Origin of the sequence: Staphylococcus sp. NWU MK-U1 (assembly GCF_033283505.1) — a bacterium.
Taxonomy (GTDB): domain Bacteria; phylum Bacillota; class Bacilli; order Staphylococcales; family Staphylococcaceae; genus Staphylococcus; species Staphylococcus haemolyticus.
Map to the genome: position 1 here is coordinate 176,028 of NZ_JAVSMG010000003.1, position 21,329 is coordinate 197,356.

Genomic DNA, 21,329 nt, shown 5'->3' on the forward strand with positions numbered 1-21,329 from the left:
CTTGAAACTAAATGTGATGTTTTTAATTGTATTTATTTTAATTATATGACATACTCAATATTAATTAGTATGACATAATAATTAATTGAGGTGACATTATAATGACGAAATATATTTATGCTTTTGATGAAGGACAAAAATCGATGAAAGATTTACTTGGAGGTAAAGGTGCTAACCTATCTGAAATGAAACGTTTAGGTTTACCTGTGCCTGATGGTTTTACAATAACAACTGCAGCTTGTATTGAATACTTAAGACAAGGTAAATCATTATCAACTGATGTAAAAACACAATTAATTGATCATCTTGCTGACTTCTCAGAGAGAACTGGGAAAGCATTCTCTTCAGATGCTAACTTATTACTTGTATCAGTACGAAGTGGTGCGAAAATATCGATGCCTGGTATGATGGATACAATTCTTAACTTGGGATTAAATGACGATAACGTAAAGAAACTTGCAGACAAAACAGGTGATGCTCGCTTTGCATATGACTGTTACCGTCGCTTACTACAAATGTTCGGTGAAGTGGTATACAACGTTCCGATGCAAGCATTTGATACATATTTTGAAGATTATAAACAACGTCACAACTTTGAAAATGACGCTGCAATTACAGCTGAAGGTTTACAAGAAATTTGTGAACGTTTCAAAGACATTTATATGGAAGAAGTGTATAAACCTTTCCCTCAAGAACCTTTGAAACAATTAGAAGAAGCAATCGAAGCAGTCTTTAAGTCTTGGGATAATGACCGTGCACGAATTTATCGTGATTTAAATGATATTCCACATGACATAGGTACTGCTGTTAATATCCAAGAAATGGTATTTGGTAATAGTGGTAATAATAGTGGAACAGGTGTTGCATTCACACGTAATCCTGTGAGCGGAGAAAATAAATTATTTGGTGAATATTTATTAAATGCACAGGGTGAAGATGTTGTAGCAGGTATTCGTACACCAAAAGACATTTCAACTTTACACGATCAAATGCCTGACGTACATCAAGAATTTGTTGAAGTAACGAAACAACTTGAACAGCATTATAAAGATATGCAAGATATTGAATTTACAATTGAAAATGGAAAGTTATACTTATTACAAACTCGTAATGGTAAACGTACGGCACGTGCAGCAATTAAGATAGCAGTAGATTTAGTAGATGAAGGTGTCATTAAAAAAGAAGAAGCGATGTCAAATGTAGATGTGAAATCAATCGATCAATTATTACATCCTAATTTTGATGAAAAAGCATTAAAACAAGCGACTGAAATTTCAAAAATAGGTTTACCTGCAAGTCCAGGGGCAGCTACAGGACAAATTGTATTTTCAGCTGAAGATGCTAAGGCACAAGCCGATGCAGGTAAGAAAGTTATCTTAATGCGTCCGGAAACGTCTCCTGAAGATATAGAAGGTATGATTGCGAGTGAAGCAATCGTAACAACACACGGAGGTATGACATGTCACGCAGCAGTTGTAGCTCGTGGTATGGGTAAATGTTGTGTGACAGGTTGTTCGGATTTAGAGATCAATACTGTAGCGAAGACAGTTTACTATGATGGCGGGGAACTTCATGAAGGCGATACAATTTCAGTTGATGGTTCTAAAGGTGACATCTACATAGGTGAGATTGAAACAGTGAGTGCTGAACACAGTGAAGAGTTCACTCAATTTATGGAATGGTCAGAGGATATTGCACGCTTGAATGTTCGAATGAACGCAGAGACGCCTCAAGATATTAAAGCGGGTTATGACTTTGGTTCTAAAGGTATTGGTTTAGTTCGTACGGAGCATATGTTCTTCGGAGCGGAACGTTTAGTTGAAATGCGACGATTTATTCTTTCATCTTCATATGAACAACGAGTAGAAGCTTTGAATAATATTCGTAAGTATCAAGTAGAAGACTTTGAAGCAATATTCCGATTATCTGGAGAGCGTCCTACAATTGTCCGTTTGCTTGATCCACCTTTACATGAGTTTTTACCTAATTCTGATGAAGATGTTGAAAATGTAGCACGACAACTCAATATTCCTAAAGAAGTATTGAATAAACGCATTGTAGATCTTCATGAAGTGAATCCAATGCTAGGACATCGTGGTTGTAGACTTGCAATCACATACCCTGAGTTATATGAAATGCAAGTTGAAGCGATTATGGGAAGCGTATTAAAACTTAAAAAAGAGGGTATAACATGTAAACCTGAAATTATGATTCCGCTAGTATCAACTGTGGAAGAATTCACAACGCTTAAGGAGAAACTGGTTAAAACCATCGAACAATTAGAGAATGAACAAGGTGACAGCGTACCGTATTTAATCGGCACAATGATTGAAACGCCGCGCGCATGTTTAGTAGCAGATGAATTAGCAAAACATTGTGATTTCTTTAGTTTTGGTACAAATGATTTAACACAATTGACATTTGGTTTCTCAAGAGATGATGCAGGTAAATTTATAAATGTGTATACTGAAAGTAATATATTGAAGCTTGACCCATTCCAAACGTTAGATAGAGATGGTGTCGGAAAATTAATCGAAATTGCAGTTGAACAAGCTAAAAAAGTGAATCCGAAAATCAAAATCGGTGTATGTGGTGAATTAGGTGGAGATGCTAAGTCAATTCGTCGCTTCAATCAATTAGCGATAGACTATGTTTCATGCTCACCATTCCGGGTTCCAGGTGCAATTTTAGCAACAGCTCAGAGTCAAGCGGAGGAAAGCGAGCAGTAAAGTGAACCAAACTCAATCAAATGAACAAATTCTAAAGTTATTTATCGTATCAGATTCCATTGGCGAAACAGCACAACGAATGATTCATGCAACATTAACACAATTCCCTGATTTGCATAATGTTGAAATTAAGAAATTTCCATATATTAAAGATGAAGAGGAATTCTTAAATATTTTAAATTTAGCACGTGAACAACATGCGATTGTAGCGACGACGTTAGTAAGTGAATCCTTTAACGCATTGGGACATCAATTTGCGCATGAACATGATATTCCTTATGTTGACTACATGTCTGATTTAATTAGCATTATTGAGAAGGTAACACACAGTCAACCGCTTATGGAGAGTGGTGCGTTACGTAAATTAAATGATGAATATTTCAAGCGTATTGAAGCGATTGAATACTCTGTTAAATACGATGATGGTAAACATTTTACTGATATAGGTGAAGCGGATGCATTAATTGTTGGTGTGTCACGAACATCCAAAACACCATTAAGTATGTATTTAGCTAACAAAGGTTATAAAATAGCTAATATTCCATTGGTACCTGAAATTGAAATTCCTGATAATGTTTATAAACAAAAAGGATTAAAAGTATTTGGATTAACTGCGAGTCCACAATATATTGCAAACATACGAAAGAATCGTGCAGAAACATTAGGTTTATCTAGTGAATCACGATACAATAACTTGGATCGTATTAAGAAAGAACTTGTATATGCTGAGGAAGTCTTTAAGAAATTAAGTGCGACAGTCATCAATACGGAATATAAATCAATTGAAGAGTCAGCATTCTATATTGAGAAGTTTTTACAACCTAAATTGTAATTGCAAGAAGAAAGAAGTCTTTGATTGCAATTTAGATAGTGGAATGTATATAAATTTAAACACTTAGTTGCATATTTGTAACTAAGTGTTTTTATTTTAAAACTAGGTAGCGATAATGCTTTCAATTTTATATAAAAAAATAATTTTAATTAAGTTTCTCCAATTTACAATTTACCATATTTGTTTTAACATAGAAATGAAAGGCTTAACAATCTTAATATAAAAAGATATTACTTTATATTAGGGAGAAAGAGTAGTAAGTAATAACTTTTTAGTTGTTAACTAATAAATTTGGAGAGGTGTACAACCATGGCAGAATCAAAAGACGTCATTTTAATTGGTGCGGGTGTCTTAAGTACAACATTTGGTTCTATGTTAAATGAGCTTGAGCCTAATTGGAATATCAAGCTTTATGAACGTATGGATCGACCAGGTCTAGAAAGTTCTAATGAACGCCACAACGCTGGTACTGGTCATGCTGCACTTTGTGAATTGAACTATACTGTTCAACAACCTGATGGTTCAATTGACATTGATAAAGCAAAAGAAATCAACGAAGAATTTGAAATTTCAAAACAGTTCTGGGGTCACTTAGTGAAAGCAGGACATATCGAGAATCCAAGAGAATTTATTAATCCTCTTCCACACATTAGTTTTGTTAGAGGCGTTAACAATAAAGAATTCTTGAAGAAACGTTACGAAGCAATGAAACAATCACCAATGTTCGATAACATCGAATATACTGAAGACATTGAAGTAATGAGAAAATGGATTCCATTAATGATGCAAGGTCGCGTTGATGACGGCAAAATGGCCGCTAGTAAAATCGACGAAGGTACAGACGTTAACTTTGGTGAATTAACACGTAAAATGGCACGTCACTTAGAATTAGACGAGCATGTTGAAGTTAAATATAGTCACCAAGTACTTGACTTTGAACGTTTATCAAATGGTAAATGGCAAGTTAAAATCAAAGACCTTAAAACTGGTAACGTATTTGAAGAAGTTACTGACTATGTATTCATTGGTGCAGGCGGTGCTGCAATTCCATTACTACAAAAAACAGGTATCCCTGAAAGTAAACATTTAGGTGGATTCCCTATTACTGGTCAATTCTTAGCATGTACTAATCCACAAGTGATTGAAGCACATGATGCGAAAGTATATGGTAAAGAACCACCAGGCACACCACCAATGACAGTACCTCACCTTGATGCGCGTTACATCGAAGGTAAACGTACTTTATTATTTGGACCATTTGCGAACGTTGGACCTAAATTCCTTAAAAATGGCTCAAACTTAGATTTATTCAAATCTATTAAACCTTATAATATTACAACGATGTTAGCTGCTGCAGTTAAAAACTTACCATTGATTAAATATTCATTTGATCAAATTATCATGACTAAAGAGGGTTGTATGAACCACTTACGTACATTCTATCCTGAAGCTCGTGATGAAGATTGGGAATTATACACAGCAGGTAAACGTGTACAAGTAATTAAAGATACTGAAAAAGAAGGTAAAGGATTTATCCAATTCGGTACAGAAGTGGTTAACTCTGAAGACCATTCAGTAATTGCTTTACTTGGTGAATCACCAGGGGCATCAACTTCAGTTTCAGTAGCTTTAGAAGTTCTTGAGAAAAACTTCCCAGAACAAATCGGCCAATGGAATGCTAAAATTAAAGAAATGATTCCATCATACGGTCAATCATTAATTGAAGATGTTGAATTAATGAGAAAAATACGTCGTCAAACGTCTAAAGATCTTGAATTAGGATACTATGAAGACGCTAAATAAGATGTTTTAATAATAAGAGTCGCTTGAGAGTTTATAGCTCAAGCGACTCTTTTTTAATTTTCTATAGGGATAAAGAAGTTAGCATATTCATAATGGTAAACAATCTTCGAATAATCGAATGGTATTCCTTTATTAGTGTAAAAGGTCAAATCATGACGCATACAAGGATCATTTAGATTGAGATCCAATTGTGGCGCTTCACCTTCAGTTAGAAAATCAATATAGAAATAGATATCTGAAAAGCCGATATTGATCTTAAGTTGTGATTGAAGATAGTCAAATATTGAATGTTCCGCACTGTCACGATCAAGGTGAGTAACTAATGTTTTATTGAAGTAAGATGTTTCAATACATAAAGGGTTATGATCTAAATAGCGAATACGTTCGACATAATAAACTTCTTCATCTTGTTCCGTTAAACGTAAGTGCGCTCTTACTTCATCATCAGGTTTTATCGTCTCAAACGTTAGAACTTTACTTGTTACTTCATGACCTTGTAAATTATCTGAGAAGCCCTTTGTTTTCAAAAGGTTGATATAACCGGATTTATTTTTATTTCGTACATAAATACCACTGCCTCTTGTTTGGAAAATTATACCATCTCTTTGGAGTATCCCTAATGCTTTAATAATGGTACTTTTGCTAACTTCATATCGTGCTTTTAATTGTTCGACACTTGGAAGTTTATCACCAACATTATATTCATCATTTGCAATGGCACTTGTAATATCTTGAGCAATTCGTTCGTACTTTAACATCATTTAACTCCCTTAATGCGTAATTTATATTTATTATAACAAATGTAAAACCCTATTAGTAAATTGTACCGGTATAATTTTGATTATTCTGTTTACAAATTGTACCGGTATAATTATAATAGTTTTTGAAAGGGTTTGCATTCTAATAAAAAATATGACAGTTGTTAAAAAATAAAAACGTATGATTAATAATTTGGAAGAGGAGTTTTGGAATATGTCTAAATTACCTAATGATTTCTTATGGGGTGGCGCTTTAGCGGCTAATCAATTCGAAGGTGGCTATGACCAAGGTGGAAAAGGACTAAGTGTCATTGATGTTATGACAGCTGGCGCACACGGTAAAGCGCGTGAAATCACACAAGATGTAGAACCTGGCAAATATTATCCAAATCATGTTGGCATTGATTTCTACAATCGCTATAAAGAAGATGTGAAAATGTTTAGTGACATGGGCTTAAAATGCTTAAGAACATCAATTGCTTGGACTCGAATTTTTCCAAAAGGTGACGAAGTTGAACCTAATGAAGAAGGTTTACAATTCTATGATGACTTATTTGATGAGTTATTGAAATATAACATTCAACCTGTTATCACACTTTCACATTTTGAAATGCCGTTACACTTAGCGCGTGAATATGGTGGTTTCAGAAATCGTAAAGTGGCAGATTTCTTTGCTCATTTTGCGGAAACAGTATTTAACCGTTATAAAGATAAAGTGAAATATTGGATGACATTTAACGAAATTAATAACCAAATGGACATTAATAATCCAATCTTCTTATGGACAAACTCAGGTGTCTCATTAAAAGAGGACGATAATAAAGAAGAGGTATTGTACCAAGTAGCTCATAATGAATTAATCGCTAGTGCTAAAGCAGTTAAGATTGGTAAAGCGATCAATCCTGAATTCGAAATTGGTGCGATGATTTCACATGTTCCAATCTACCCATATAGTTGTAATCCAAATGATATTATGGAAGCAGAAGTGGCTAGTCGTATGCGTTTCTTCTTCCCTGATGTTCATGCGCGTGGTTATTACCCAGGTTATGCGACGAAGATGTTTGAACGTGAAGGTTTCGACATTGGTTGGCAAGAGGGTGATGATGAAATTTTACGTGATGGTAAAGTGGATTACATTGGATTTAGCTACTATATGTCAACTGTCGTAAAACATGATAATGAAGCAAGTGTCGAAGATAATATTGTTAATGGTGGTTTACCTAATTCAGTAGATAACCCTTATATTAAGAAGAGTGATTGGGGTTGGGCAATCGATCCAGTAGGGTTACGTTACACATTAAATGCCTTATATAATCGCTATCAAATTCCATTATTTATTGTTGAAAATGGCTTTGGTGCCGTGGATGAGTTTGATGAAAACGGTAAAATCCATGATGATTATCGTGTAGATTATTTACGTGAACATATCAAAGCAGCTATTGATGCAGTTGACAAAGATGGTGTTGATTTAATGGGCTACACACCATGGGGTATTATTGATATCGTGTCATTTACAACAGGTGAAATGAAAAAACGTTATGGCTTAATTCACGTAGATCGTGATAATGAAGGAAATGGCTCACTAGAACGTACAAAGAAAGATTCATTTGAATGGTACCGTAATGTGATTGAGTCAAACGGTGAAGAACTATAACTTTTGAAATTATTAGGAATAATAGAATACAACATTAGCTTTCAATCATTTTCAAAGCGTAGCTAACTTGCTTTGGATTGGTTGAAAGCTTTTTTTAATAAGAATGCGAATTAGTTTATGAACTATACAAGAGTGGTTAAGATGAGGGTATCAAATAAAAAGGAGATTACTTATGACAAAAGATATATTTAGTAATCAATATTGGGAGAAAGAGTGGGAAGCTGACCCTAATACTCAGGATAAAAGGATGAAACGTGCAGGTTTAGGTGATCCATCGGCACCAGGTTTTGAAAAGTGGGCTGAAAACTTTAATAAAAATTCTTTTACAGAAGAAAGTCAGCAACGTACGAAACGTATTATGAATTGGATTGAACAACAAACAGGTCCATTTAGTAATTTAAGTGTGTTAGATGTAGGGGCTGCGTCAGGAGTGTTCAGTGTCCCGTTTGCTAAAGAAGGTGCAAAAGTTACAGCGTTGGAACCATCGCCAATTTTACATGACATGTTAAAAGATAATGCAAATCATTACGGTGTAGCACTTAAAACATTAAATCAATCGTTTGAAGATGCTCAGCTAGAAGAATTAGGGCAGCATGATTTAGTTTTTGCGTCAATGTGTCCAGCAGTGACGACGTGGGAAGCGGTTAGCAAGGCAATCGATATTGCACAGAAATATGTTTATGTCAGTTTAATTGCAGGACCTAAGGAAAACTCAATTGTCGATGAAGTCGTGGCATTTTTAGATGAAGAAAGTCAACCTATGACGGCGGATATGTATTATTTATTACAGTTGTTATACTTTAATGATTATACTTATGAAACATTAATCGAACGCCATACGCAACATAATGACAAACCAATTGAAGATGTGATGCAACAATTGCCACAATGGTTAAAAGAAGTAGAAGTGGAACTAGATGAACAGCAACTTGCAAGCGTAGAACACTATTTACGAGATAAATATGGCGATACCGTACTTGTTATCACTGGGGGTAAATTTGGTAAAGTATTGATTCAAGTTTAGAGGAGCATTCGATGAAACACTACATCGTAAAATTTGAACACACTGATTTAAAAAGATGGAAAAAGTACGTTGTTCCACATGTTTTATATTTGAAGAAATTAATCAAACAAGGACATTTAATCGTTTCTGGTCCTACAGTGAATGCGCGGAAAAGATATAAAAGAAGCTTATTTAATATTTAAAGTTAAAAATCGAGACGAATTAATGACATTACTTGAGAAAGATCCATTTTGGTATAAGGGATTGATTTCAAATTATACCATTGAAGAGTGGAAACCATTATTCGGTAATCTCGAGCAACTCACAAACGAAGAATTTAATAATGAATAATAATCTTAAATACTATTCTGACAGGGTTTGTTGGTGTAGTATTTATTTTTATTATAATTATTTCGATATATCGAAAAAGCAATTAATTAAATATAAAAGAAAAGGTGATTTTAATGATGTTTAGAAGACATATGCAAGATATAAGACAAGGAATGGATCATTTTGAACAATTTGGTAGAAGTAAAGGGCCACAAGGTTTTGAGGGATTTGGTGGTTTTGGACGACGTGGTGGAGGTCGAGATAGATTCTTCAAAAAAGGTAATCTACAATTTATTATTTTACAAATGTTAGAAGAGTAATCACGTCATGGTTACCAAATCATTAAAGATTTAGAAGAACGCTTCAAAGGTTTCTATTCACCAAGTCCTGGTTCAGTTTATCCAATATTACAAATGTTAGAAGATAGAGATTTTGTATCAATTTCTAAAGAAGGTAACAAAAAAATCTACACAATTACAGATGAAGGTAAAACTTTTTTAAAAGAGAATGTAGACCAAGATGAATTCACAAAACGCTTAGAACAATTTAAAAATGTAGATTTTGAACAGATGAAAGCATCTCGTGAACAATTACAAGGATTATTCTATGGATTTATGAAAGCAAGTCAAAGCGCATTACAAGATGAAGAAAAACAAAAAGAATTAAATGTATTTATTGAGGAAACTAAACAAAAATTAGAACGTTTCTATAAATAATCATTTGGGGGTAAGGGTTATGAATATTAAAGATGTAAAAAATGTAGGTATCATTGGTGGAGGGCCTGGCGGTTTAATGCTTGGTCTTCTCTTACAACAACAAGGATTTGGGGTTAAAATCTTTGAAAAAGCAGGCTTAAATGTTAATAGTGATCGTGGAGGTTCTTTAGATATTCACGAAGAAAGTGGTCAATTGGCACTAAAAGAAGCTGGTATTATTGATGAATTTAGAGAACTTGCACGTTTTGAAGGTGAAGACACACGCGTATTAGATAAAGCTGGAAACCTTTATTATGAAGAAACAGCAGACCTTGAAATTGAAGGCGGTCGTCCAGAGATTGATCGTGGTGAACTATGTGATATTATTTCAGCACAATTGAATGATGGCACAGTTATATATGATAAGGCGTTTAATTCATTGAAATATTTAGAAAATGAACAAATTGAAGTGATGTTTGATGATGATAGTAATGAAATATTTAATTTTGTTATTGGGGCTGATGGTGCCTTTTCAAAAGTAAGACCATATTTGGCTAATGTGATGCAGAATATAATGGTATTTCAATGGTTGAATTGAATGTAGAAGACGTATTTAATCAATATCCCGATTTAGCAAGATTTAATAAAAACGGTAAAATGATGGCCTTTGGAGATAATAAAGCAATACTTGGACAAGTTAATGGCGACGGACGTATTAAAGTTTATATGTCTTATAAAATGGATTATGAGACATTTGATGAATTTAAAGCAATGTCTAAAACTGAAATTAAAAATCAGTTAATGAAAGATTTTGCAGATTGGGATGAAGATTTAAAAAAATATATTGAATATGCAGGTGATGATTTATTATTACGTCGTATTTATAAATTGCCAATAGGGTTTAAATGGGATAATCAACCAAATTTAACATTAATTGGTGATGCTGCGCATTTAATGAGTCCATTTGCGGGTGAGGGCGTTAATATGGCATTTTACGATGCATATTTATTAGCTGAAGCGTTAAAAGGTCATGCTGACTTACAAAGTGCATTAAAAGCTTATGAAGAAAATATGTATGAAGCATCTGAACAAAGTGCAAGTGAATCACAAGCTAATTTAGAAATAATGTTTAGTAACAATGCTGCGAAAACGTTTGGCGATTTCTTCAATCAAGTAGGGGATTTGTTTGAGGAGCATCAAACACATAATCAATAATAGAATATATTAGAAAAGCCGGCCGGTTGAAATAACCAGTCGGCTTTTAAATATTCGAGTGAAGTTGTAGAGCACTTCGCCGGAATGATAAACGGGCTACAGTGAGCAGTCTGCTCAACAATTATACGCATCGCGCTAAAACTAAAGAACAGTTTTCGCTTGATGCTAGTAATTGTTCGCAACCTAAACGCTCACTTTCGCACCTAGTGATAAACGGGCTACGAAAAGCAGATCGTTCGACAATAATACGCTAATCGCTAAAATCAGAGAGTGATTTTTGCTCATAGCTCTTTATTGCTCACGACCTGAACGCTTTTCTTCGCACCTTAGTTTTTATTTACTGATGCGTCGTAGATTGAATCTACTGCGTCACCTAATGCTTTATCAAACTCTTCTTGTGATTGGCTAGCGCGTAAGTCGCTTGCTAATGCACGTGAGAAGCTTGCGATTAATTCATCATTGTCTTTCAATAATTTGTTAGCTTCGTCTCTGCTGTAACCACCTGATAATACAACCACGCGTACAACATTTGGATGATCTGCTAATTCTTTGTATAAGTTAGCTTTAGTTGGGATAGTTAATTTTAACATTACTAATTGATCATCGTTTAAAGCATCTAAGCCTTTTTTAAGTTCAGCTTTTAATACTTCTTCAATTTCAGCTTTATCTTTAGCGTTAATGTTAACTTCAGGTTCAATGATTGGTACTAAACCTTTAGCGATGATTTTTTTAGCGAATTCAAATTGTTGTTCAACAACATCTTTGATACCTTGTTCATTTAATTCTAAGATATTAGAACGCATTTTAGTACCGAAGATATGACGTTCAACCGCACGGTCTAAAGTATCGTCTAAATCATCGATAGGTTTCATTAATTGAACACCGTTTTGTTGTTTAGCTAAACCTTTGTCGACTTTTAAGAAAGGTACAACACCTTTGTCTGCTAAGTAGTCACCAGTGTATTTGCCTTCAACTTCACGATCCATAGTTTGTTCGAAAAGGATAGCACCTAAAATTTTGTCTGGAGAGAATGAAGGTGAAGTTACAACTCTAGTACGCATATCGTGCACAAGTTGGAACATTTCGTCATCATTGCTATATTCGTCCTCGTTTACACCATACTCTTTCAATGCTTTAGGAGTACTACCGCCACTTTGATCTAACGCTGCGATAAAACCTTTCCCATTTGTCATTTTTTCTACTTGTTCTTTATTCATTACTCTTTCCACTCCTTTAATTAACTTTAATATTTATTATGATAAAAATAAAGCTCATTCTCAAGTTATAAAACTTATATTTATTGAAAATTCATATTTTACAGTTTATAGTTTCATAAATTAGACGCATTTAGCGATAATAAAGTTAATAAATCTTATTAAGTGAGGGGAAAATGGAAAAACGTATTTTAATTATTGGAAGTCCAGGCTCTGGTAAATCGACATTAGCGCATCATCTACATAAAACGTATGGCATACCTTTATATCATATGGATAACATCAATTGGATTGATAACAAAACGACGATTAGACAAGAAGAATTAATTGAACAGCTTAATCAAATTATTGCTAAAAATACTTGGATTATTGATGGTAATTATTCGGACACACTACCTTTAAGGTTGGAGAGAGCAACTGTCGTTATATGGTTAAAAGAACCTAGATGGAAGTGTATTTACCGTGTCATAAAAAGGGTGATTATTCACAATTTGAAACGTCATCGTATTGGGGGTAATCCGAATACAATTAGTTTTGAATTTATAAAATATGTGTGGCAATTTCCTGAAAATAATAATGAATTCATCAAGTTACAACAACTGAAAACGCAAGATCATATCAAATGGGTTATAAGTAATTCACGTCTCAAAAACCTATAACATAATCAGCAAGATGTTCATTAGTTTAAAAAACACCTACAAATATTTAACATAGTTTCTTATTATTAACGACATAAAAAACGAATAAAAACGAACTATTTGTATGAAAAGTGAATAATAGTTCGTTTTATGTTATCATTTGTTTTAAAGGTAGGGAGTTTTTTAACCTTCATTCATTTAAAAAGGCGTGTGAGTAATGATTAAAAAAGTTAAATTGGTTATTTTTGATTTAGATAATACGCTATTTTCTTTTAATAAATTATGGATAAAAGCGAATAAAGATACGTTTGAAGCGTATACGTTGTTTAAAGATATAGATTATAGTGACTTTATGAAATTATTTAAAAAATATGATTTATACTTTTGGAAACAGCATGATGAAGGGGTTATTACCTTAGATGAATTGCGAGAGTTAAGACTAATTAAAACTTTACAGCATTTTGATATAAATATTTCTCGCGAAGAAGCCAACGAGTATTTCGAATCCTTTTTTACTAAGTTATTGTCTAGTATAACTGTTAATAGAAAAATGAATGATTTACTTATGTCATTAAAAGAAAATGTAAACATCGCCATACTTACCAATGGAAAGCTTAAAGAACAGAATATTAAAATTGATAATCTCGATATTAGATCAATTTTTGAAAAGAATATTTTTATATCTGAAAATATAGGTTGCGAAAAGCCTGATCCTAAAGCATTTTTAAATGTCACGTCTAGACTAAACGTTAATCCTGAAGAGTGCTTGTTTATAGGAGATTCTTATAGAAATGACATCTTGGGTTCATTAAATGTTAATATGGCTGCCATTTGGTTAACGAGTTCTGATAAAGATACAGAATTAAATATAAAAGATGGACTTTATTATTGCGAAGATAATATAGAAGTTCTACTAAAAAAGCTCCTTGATGATGAATATAAAGATTTAACAATTTATAACTAGTTTAATACGAAAAATAGAGTGTGTAGAAAGTAACCATTTTCTGTACACTCTATTTTTATGCGTGATAGACAATTCTCATCTCAGAACTCTTGTAACATAATCAGGGTATTATTAATTTTAAAAAATTAAATGCATGCAAATATTAGATAATTTATTATATAAAATTTTGCCATATTGATTAATAGTACATAAAGTATGCTATTCTATAAGAAAGTTAGGTTCTCTTATTTAGGATAATTAAACTATTCAAATCGCTTACTATTCTAAATAATGAGAAACTAATTATACATATAAAGCATATTCGGAGGCTAAGGGAATGAAAAAGAACAAAATATTTGCTGTATTAACAACAAGTGCTTTGTTACTCGCTGCGTGCAGTAATGGTGATAATTCATCTAGTAGCGGGCAAAAAGGGGACAGCCAGAAGAACGAACAAACTAACAGTCAAAGCGAGAAATTAAAAAAGAATAATGACAAAAACAAGAATGAGAACAAAGTCGATTACCCTAAAGATGGCGTTAAAGGTATTTATGTCACAAGCAATTCAACACAAGGCGATAAGATCGATGAATTAATAAAGTTCATTAAAGATTCTAAATTAAATACAATGGTTATCGATGTTAAAGATGATGAAGGTAATATCACAATGAAACTTAACACTGGAAATAAACAAGTGGATAAGAACACATTAGATATTGTAGATGGTAAGAAATTGTTGAAAAAATTACATGATAACAATATTTATCCAATTGCTCGTATCGTTACATTTAAGGATACTAAATTAGCTGAAGAACACCCTGAGTGGTCATTTAAAGAAAGTGATGGGTCAGTTTGGACTAATGGTAAAGGCGATAGCTTTGTTAACCCATTCATGAAGGAAGTATGGGATTATGATATTACTGTCGCTAAAGCAGCAGCTAAAGCTGGATTCCAAGATATCCAATTTGACTATGTGCGTTTCCCAGAAGGCTTTGAAAATGAAGCAGACAGTTTAACTTATAGTAAGGGTGACTACAAAAATAGCAAGTTAAGTTCAGGAGATCAACGTGTTGATACAATTACAAAATTCTTAGAACATGCTAATAAAGAGTTGAAACCAATGGGTGTTAACGTATCGGCAGACGTATTTGGCTATTCTGCATTAGTTAAAAACGCACCAGGCATTGGTCAAAGTTTCCCTAAAATGTCTGAAAATGTAGATGCGATTTCATCAATGATTTATCCTTCACATTGGAGTAACGGTGACTTTGGTTTAGATGCTCCGGATACAGAACCGTACAAAACAGTAAATCGATACATTCAAAAAGAAAATAGTTTACTAGATTCACTTGGTAAGAAAAAACCAATTTCTCGTCCATGGATTCAAGATTTCACGGCATCGTATTTAGGTGATGGTAATTATATTGATTATGATGCGAAAGCAGTATCTGAGCAAGTTCAAGCTTTAAAAGATAATGGTGTGAATGAATTCTTACTATGGAATGCGGGTAACGAATATACTGAAGGTGCAAACTATAATCCTAAAAAAGGTAGCGCGAAAGAACGTGACCCAGAAGGTGTAGAGCAAGATACAAAACAGCAAGACAATAAAGACGACAATAAAAAAGATAGTAATGAAGAGAATGGGAACAGCAATCAATAAAAAAACAGTCTGGGACATAAATAATATAATAATGCTATTTAGCAAATTCGCAGTAGCTGACTGAACTGAGAAGGCGCTTAAATCAAGCTTTTCTCAGTTCTAGTCATCCTTGCGGGGGTGGGACGACGAATTTTAAAAGAATTCTGTCCCACTCCCTTTTCTATGAGATTTTTTTATGAGATTGTTTAGCTACTAACGCACCGCCTAGTAATAAGAAAATGCTACCTAATAATTGAGTGGATTGTTCACTGTCTGAATGACCAGTTTCAGGTAATGAAGATTGAGAGTTAGTGCTATCATGGTTTTCTTGTTTTTTTACTGATTGAGACGAAGGCACTTCGTTAGATTTAACGTTACCGACATAATATGAATTTAATTCACGCGCACAATCTACAGAATTAATTTTAGATGCTTCTTCCTTTTGATCATCTAATTCAGCAGCATTTGCAATACCGTGTTCAACATATGTTTCTCCACTTTGAAGTTGATTAAAGTTACTATATTTATCGTTTTTATATTCGACTTGGCCATTTTTATGAACTTTATAAACACCTAAACCAGCATTTGCTTTATTATGGCTTTTAATTTCAAAATAGTCCCCTTTGTCGATTGCTTTTCCAAAGTTTTGTAAATCTGGATTACCTCCACTATTTGATAACGCCTCTGAAGCAACTTCTTGTGCGTTATTCTTAGTAACGATATCAGCAGCAAAAGCTTGATGTCCGCTAAACGCAGTTAATAATACTGTACTTGAAATAAGTGTTGACGCAAATAGAGAAACCTTCATCACAATGAAAACCTCATTTCATTATTTATCGTTTACAGCCTTAGTGTAACACTCAGAATTAATTAAAATAGGGCTTTAAAGTAAACCATATTGAAACTTTAAATTAGCTTAAAGAATGACATATTTGTAAAGTTAGATTTACAATATTAAAGTTTTTATGAATATAAGTAATCGTGATACTAAATTTAATGATGCTAACTTATCATTTCTTTTTAGAAAAGTAAGGGATAGACCATACCATGCAAACAGTGAAAATCAAATGTGCAATCATCCATAAGCCATATTCTGTCCAACTAAATTGGAAAAATGAACGTTGTGCCAATAGAATAAGTAATGGATATAATAGTAGAAATATGAGTATCAGTAATAAATAACTTATTTTGTAAAAAGGTTTGAAAAATTTATAAATAATTAGAAATGTGATGTAAATTAAAAATCCAATGACAATATGAATCAATAGTTCTAAAATCAGTGGTGTTTGATTTGGGTCAGCGATGAAATCGATATTGATCAATAACAAAGTTAGGTGCGTCGTGTGTGTTACGACATCCATAATAAACATAATAAGTAATAATAAAATGCTAATTAGCAATGCGCTAAGAAAGTGGTAGCTGTATCGTATCATAAATATCCATCCTTCAAATGTGTTTAACAAGCTATTCCCTATGGCAATGTGAATCACACATTTTAAAAATTTAGAATATTTAAAAAATGATATTGACCAAGACAAAATCCAATGCTAATATGATATCAATTCAATAAAACTTGTTAACTCTTATCAAGAGTGGTGGAGGGATGTGCCCTAAGAAGCCCAGCAACCGTCGTTTAACGAAATGGTGCTAATTCACATAAAGTAGACAATACTTTAAGAGATAAGAGAAAGTGTATCGATACTTTCTCTTAAATAATAGAAAGTATTTTTTTATGTCTTCTAACTATTTAAGAGTTGAAGTGTAATTGAATCATTTATTAAAAAAGAGGTGTCGATATACATGAAAAAATGGTTAAGTGTGATAAGTATTTTAGTTTTAGTTATTGTATTGGCAGGATGTGGCAAAGATAAAGAGGATAGTAAAAAAATCACGGTTGCTGCTTCACCTGCACCCCATGGAGATGTGTTGAAGAAAGCTAAAGAACAATTAAAGAAAAAAGGTTATGATTTAGAAGTTAAAGAAGTCAATGATTATAAAGTACCAAATAAATTATTAGATAAAGGTGATGTAGATGCCAACTTCTTCCAACATGTACCTTATTTAAAAGCTGAAAAGAAAAGTCATGGATATAAAATAGAAGAATTAGGTAAAGTATTTACAACTCCAATGGGCGTATACAGTAAAAAATATAAAAATCTAAAAGATATTCCTGAAGGTTCAACGATTTATGTTTCAAATAATCCAGCGGAAGAAGGACGATTTTTATCATTCTTTGTAGATGAAGGTCTCATTAAGTTGAAAAAAGGTGTCAAAATTGAAGATGCTAAGTTTGAAGATATCGCTGAAAATAAAAAGAATTTAAAATTCAATCACCAACAAGGGGCTGAGTTTTTACCAAAGACATATAAAAATGGTGAAGGAGCAGCAGTGATTATGAATTCTAACTATGCCATCGATAATGGTTTAAAACCTTCTAAAGATGCAATAGTTATGGAAGGTAAATCATCTCCGTTTGCCAATATTATTGCTGTTCAAGAAGGACATAAAAATGATAAAAAGTTCCAAGAATTATTAAAAGTTATGCAATCGAAAGAAATTAAAGATTATATTAAGAAAGAATATGGAGACGATGTAATTCCATACGAAAGTAAATAATTATCCATATTAAACTGGGAGTAGGACAGAAATAATATTTTCTCAAAATTTATTTCGTTGTCCTACCCCGGCAAGGATGACTAGGTTTGAAAAAAGCTTGATTCAAGCGCATTTTCAAATCAGTCAGCTACTGACAAAATGATAAAGTAGGCTGCGACATTTTATATTGTCACAGCCTCTCTTTTTAGAAAGAAAATAATAAATACCAAAAATTACAAACTTTAATTATTTTTGATTATTCAGAAAATATTTACAAATCTGACAATTATTAGTAAGATATTGAATATTATCACTTAAATAGTGTTTATTTAGAGGGCCGACGAACTTTTTAAATAGAGGGAAGCAAAAGGGATGGTCTATCTTGGGAGGATGAGCCGATATGAGTAAAGCAGAGGAATTAATTAATGAAGATGGGAAATACTTCGCCGCATCAGGGAGAATAAAATATTATCCATTAGCCATTGACCATGGTTATGGTGCGACACTAGTAGATGTGGATGGTAAAGAATATATTGATTTATTATCAAGTGCAAGTTCACAAAATGTAGGACACGCACCTAAACCAGTTACTGAAGCGATTAAGAAACAAGCTGAGAAATTTATTCATTATACACCCGCATATATGTATCATGAACCAGCAGTAAAATTATCTAAAAAGCTATGTGAAATTGCTCCAGGTGACTATGAAAAGCGTGTAACGTTTGGATTAAGTGGGTCTGATGCGAATGACGGTATTATTAAATTTGCGAGAGCTTATACGGGGCGCCCTTACATTATTAGTTTCACAAATGCATATCATGGGTCAACATTTGGATCATTATCCATGTCTGCCATTAGTTTAAATATGCGCAAACATTATGGACCATTATTGAATGGATTTTATCATATTCCATTCCCTGATAAATATAGAGGGATGTTTGAGCAGCCAAATGCAAATACAGTTGAAGAGTATCTTGCACCATTAAAAGAAATGTTTCCGAAATATGTGCCAGCGGAAGAAGTGGCTTGTATTGTTGTAGAAACAATCCAAGGTGACGGAGGTCTATTAGAACCTGTAGATGGTTACTTTGAGGCATTAGAAACGTTATGCCGTGAACATGGTATTCTAATTGCTGTAGATGATATTCAACAGGGGTTAGGGCGAACTGGGACATGGAGTTCAATTGATCACTTTAATTTCACACCGGATTTAATTACATTTGGTAAATCACTAGCAGGTGGGTTACCGATGTCAGCTATTGTTGGGCGTAAAGAAATCATAGAGACACTTGAGGCACCGGCACATCTATTTACAACTGGTGCGAATCCTGTAAGTTGTGAAGCGGCTTTAGCTACATTAGGTATGATTGAAGATGAGGATTTATTAACTGCTAGTTCTGAAAAAGGGGCTTACGTGCGCAAGCGAATGGATCAATGGGTGAATGATTATGATTTCGTTGGAGATGTGCGTGGTAAAGGTTTATCAATTGGTATTGATATCGTATCAAATAAACAAGCTAAGACGAGAGCTTCTGACGAAGCACTTAAAATATGTAATTATTGTTTTGATCAGGGTCTTGTATTGATTGCAGTAGCTGGTAATGTACTACGTTTCCAACCTCCATTAGTTATTACGTATGAACAATTAGATTATGCGTTAAATACAATAGAGAATGCATTGCAAGCGTTACAAGATGGACAACTGGATAACTATAATATTGATGGTCAAGGTTGGTAATACGTAAAGAAGAGGCTAGGAATGATGTCCCAGCCTCTTCTAGTTTATTTGATTATATTAATCTTTCGGTACAATATAGTCTTCTTCTTCATTTTTCTTAGAGTGTCGAACACCATAACTTAAATAGATGATGATACCAACTACGAACCAAATTAAAGTATATAGTTTAGCATCGAAACTTAATCCCCAGAATACAAGTAATACTAAAATAAACGTGATTATTGGTAAAACAGGGAAGAATGGTACTTTAAACGATGGTACTGGTAAATCTTTGCCTTCACGTTTTCTTAAACGATACATTGCAAGGGACACAAACATAAATGCGACTAATGTTCCTGCAGAGATAAGTTGTGCTAAGAATGCGAATGGGAACATTGAACCAATTAATACACCGATAATTGTTAGAATTAAAAGTGCTCTGTTTGGTAAATGTTTATGATTTAATTTTGATAACCAAGATGGTAATAAACCATCACGACCAAATGAATAAAGTAAACGTGATCCTGCTAACATCATACCAATTAAAGCAGTGAACATACCGATTACTGAAATAGCTTGGATGACAGCGGCGATAATACCGTGGCCACTTTGACGAAGTGCCCAACCAACAGGTTCAGCATTACCTGCATATCTAGAGTAATGGAACATACCAACCAATACTAGTGCTACACCTACGAATAATACTAATGCTACAGCTAATGAACCAAGAATACCACGAGGCATTGTTCTTTGCGGGTTAATGGCTTCTGCAGAGTTGGCAGCGATTGAGTCGAAACCAATGTAAGCTAAGAATATCATAGAAACCCCAGCATAAATACCTTGCCAACCACCAAAATCACCATTTTCAGTCACTTTATGTTCTGGAATAAACGGAACATAGTTTGATGCTTGGATAGCAGTTAAACCTACGATAATGAATAATACGATTGCAAATACTTTTAAGATAACTAAGACGTTTTCTACACGTGCTGTTTCAGACATACCACGTGATAAAATGATTGCTGTAATAATGATTACAACAGCAGCGATGATATCAATGACACCACCATCAGCTCCGAATGGATTCGATAATGCTTTAGGTAATACAATACCTAATGGCGAAATGAGTCCTCTTAGATTGGCTGAGAATCCGGATGCTACAAAGGCTACGGCAATAAAGTATTCAGCTAAAAGTGCCCAACCTGCGACCCATCCAGCGAATTCTCCAAATAAAACGTTAATCCAAGAATAAGCTGAACCGGCGAAAGGCATTGTTGATGCCATTTCGGCATATGAGAAGGCAACTAAACCTGCAACAATCGCTGCAAGTAAGAATGATAATGCAACGGCAGGGCCTCCATGTTCAGCAGCTACAACGCCAGGCAATGTGAAAATTGCAGTTGATACAATCGTACCAACACCTAATGCAAGAAAATCTCGAACGCGTAATGTACGTTTTAAATGACCATCTTTATTTTGATAGATTGTGGGATCTTCTATTCGAGTTAAATTTTTGAAAAAACTGGCCATAATTATGAACCTCCACTTACTAATATATTGA

General features: G+C 33.6%; 16 protein-coding genes, 2 pseudogenes and 1 riboswitch. Of the genes and pseudogenes, 13 read left to right on the top strand and 5 right to left on the bottom strand.

The genetic code is table 11. The features are described from left to right. Positions 1 to 101 precede the first annotated feature (101 nt). From ppdK to lqo, 3 genes are all read left to right on the top strand, one after another. Positions 102 to 2,729: a pyruvate, phosphate dikinase gene (gene ppdK / locus SBL16_RS06360; RefSeq protein WP_317953304.1), complete on the top strand. Its 2,628-nt coding sequence runs from the start codon at positions 102 to 104 to the stop codon at positions 2,727 to 2,729. A gap of 1 nt (position 2,730) precedes the next feature. Beyond that, the gene (locus SBL16_RS06365) at positions 2,731 to 3,561 is read left to right on the top strand and encodes a pyruvate, water dikinase regulatory protein (protein ID WP_107611287.1); all 831 of its coding nucleotides are present in this window, start codon (positions 2,731 to 2,733) and stop codon (positions 3,559 to 3,561) included. A 309-nt stretch (positions 3,562 to 3,870) separates the two neighbouring features. Further along, positions 3,871 to 5,364, top strand: coding sequence for an L-lactate dehydrogenase (quinone) (gene lqo, locus SBL16_RS06370; protein ID WP_053016342.1), 1,494 nt, complete (start codon positions 3,871 to 3,873; stop codon positions 5,362 to 5,364). A gap of 53 nt (positions 5,365 to 5,417) precedes the next feature. Here lqo and SBL16_RS06375 read toward each other — a convergent pair whose 3' ends face one another. Further along, positions 5,418 to 6,122 (bottom strand): GntR family transcriptional regulator, encoded by a 705-nt coding sequence (locus tag SBL16_RS06375; RefSeq protein WP_107611288.1) that lies wholly within the window; start codon positions 6,120 to 6,122, stop codon positions 5,418 to 5,420. Between the two features lie 214 nt (positions 6,123 to 6,336). Here SBL16_RS06375 and SBL16_RS06380 point away from each other — a divergent pair, with 214 nt between their 5' ends. From SBL16_RS06380 to SBL16_RS06400, 5 genes and pseudogenes are all read left to right on the top strand, one after another. After that, the gene (locus tag SBL16_RS06380; RefSeq protein WP_107611289.1) at positions 6,337 to 7,776 is read left to right on the top strand and encodes a 6-phospho-beta-glucosidase; all 1,440 of its coding nucleotides are present in this window, start codon (positions 6,337 to 6,339) and stop codon (positions 7,774 to 7,776) included. Between the two features lie 172 nt (positions 7,777 to 7,948). After that, positions 7,949 to 8,800: a class I SAM-dependent methyltransferase gene (locus tag SBL16_RS06385; RefSeq protein WP_107611290.1), complete on the top strand. Its 852-nt coding sequence runs from the start codon at positions 7,949 to 7,951 to the stop codon at positions 8,798 to 8,800. A 141-nt stretch (positions 8,801 to 8,941) separates the two neighbouring features. Then, positions 8,942 to 9,130, top strand: a complete 189-nt coding sequence (locus tag SBL16_RS06390; protein WP_233641257.1) for a YciI family protein — start codon at positions 8,942 to 8,944, stop codon at positions 9,128 to 9,130. Positions 9,131 to 9,246: 116 nt separating this feature from the next. Further along, positions 9,247 to 9,825: pseudogene (locus SBL16_RS06395) on the top strand (PadR family transcriptional regulator). A gap of 19 nt (positions 9,826 to 9,844) precedes the next feature. Beyond that, a pseudogene (locus SBL16_RS06400) lies at positions 9,845 to 11,019 on the top strand (FAD-dependent oxidoreductase). A 326-nt stretch (positions 11,020 to 11,345) separates the two neighbouring features. Here the strand turns inward: SBL16_RS06400 and SBL16_RS06405 are convergent. Next, on the bottom strand, positions 11,346 to 12,236 hold the full coding sequence (locus SBL16_RS06405; protein WP_107611291.1) for a fructose bisphosphate aldolase: 891 nt from the start codon (positions 12,234 to 12,236) through the stop codon (positions 11,346 to 11,348). Positions 12,237 to 12,409: 173 nt separating this feature from the next. On the opposite strand from SBL16_RS06405, the gene SBL16_RS06410 reads away from it, so the two are divergent. The 3 genes from SBL16_RS06410 to SBL16_RS06420 all read left to right on the top strand — a co-directional run bounded on the left by SBL16_RS06410 (position 12,410) and on the right by SBL16_RS06420 (position 15,477). After that, positions 12,410 to 12,892: an AAA family ATPase gene (locus SBL16_RS06410; RefSeq protein ID WP_107611292.1), complete on the top strand. Its 483-nt coding sequence runs from the start codon at positions 12,410 to 12,412 to the stop codon at positions 12,890 to 12,892. 196 nt (positions 12,893 to 13,088) lie between these two features. Next, positions 13,089 to 13,835, top strand: a complete 747-nt coding sequence (locus tag SBL16_RS06415; protein ID WP_107611293.1) for an HAD family hydrolase — start codon at positions 13,089 to 13,091, stop codon at positions 13,833 to 13,835. Positions 13,836 to 14,151: 316 nt separating this feature from the next. Next, complete coding sequence (locus tag SBL16_RS06420) at positions 14,152 to 15,477, top strand: putative glycoside hydrolase (RefSeq protein WP_053016350.1); 1,326 nt, start codon at positions 14,152 to 14,154, stop codon at positions 15,475 to 15,477. Positions 15,478 to 15,637: 160 nt separating this feature from the next. On the opposite strand, the gene SBL16_RS06425 is transcribed toward SBL16_RS06420, so the two are convergent. Continuing rightward, positions 15,638 to 16,264: a cell surface protein gene (locus SBL16_RS06425; protein WP_202112059.1), complete on the bottom strand. Its 627-nt coding sequence runs from the start codon at positions 16,262 to 16,264 to the stop codon at positions 15,638 to 15,640. A 202-nt stretch (positions 16,265 to 16,466) separates the two neighbouring features. Continuing rightward, positions 16,467 to 16,889, bottom strand: a complete 423-nt coding sequence (locus SBL16_RS06430) for a hypothetical protein (RefSeq protein WP_107611295.1) — start codon at positions 16,887 to 16,889, stop codon at positions 16,467 to 16,469. A gap of 147 nt (positions 16,890 to 17,036) precedes the next feature. Next, positions 17,037 to 17,143: riboswitch (SAM riboswitch) on the top strand. A 113-nt stretch (positions 17,144 to 17,256) separates the two neighbouring features. On the opposite strand from SBL16_RS06430, the gene SBL16_RS06435 reads away from it, so the two are divergent. Next, on the top strand, positions 17,257 to 18,072 hold the full coding sequence (locus SBL16_RS06435; RefSeq protein ID WP_053016353.1) for a MetQ/NlpA family ABC transporter substrate-binding protein: 816 nt from the start codon (positions 17,257 to 17,259) through the stop codon (positions 18,070 to 18,072). A 379-nt stretch (positions 18,073 to 18,451) separates the two neighbouring features. Next, a complete protein-coding gene (locus tag SBL16_RS06440) occupies positions 18,452 to 19,789 on the top strand; it encodes an aspartate aminotransferase family protein (RefSeq protein WP_107611297.1) in 1,338 nt (445 codons plus the stop codon). A gap of 57 nt (positions 19,790 to 19,846) precedes the next feature. On the opposite strand, the gene SBL16_RS06445 is transcribed toward SBL16_RS06440, so the two are convergent. Continuing rightward, a complete protein-coding gene (locus tag SBL16_RS06445) occupies positions 19,847 to 21,298 on the bottom strand; it encodes an APC family permease (RefSeq protein ID WP_317953308.1) in 1,452 nt (483 codons plus the stop codon). Positions 21,299 to 21,329 lie beyond the last annotated feature (31 nt).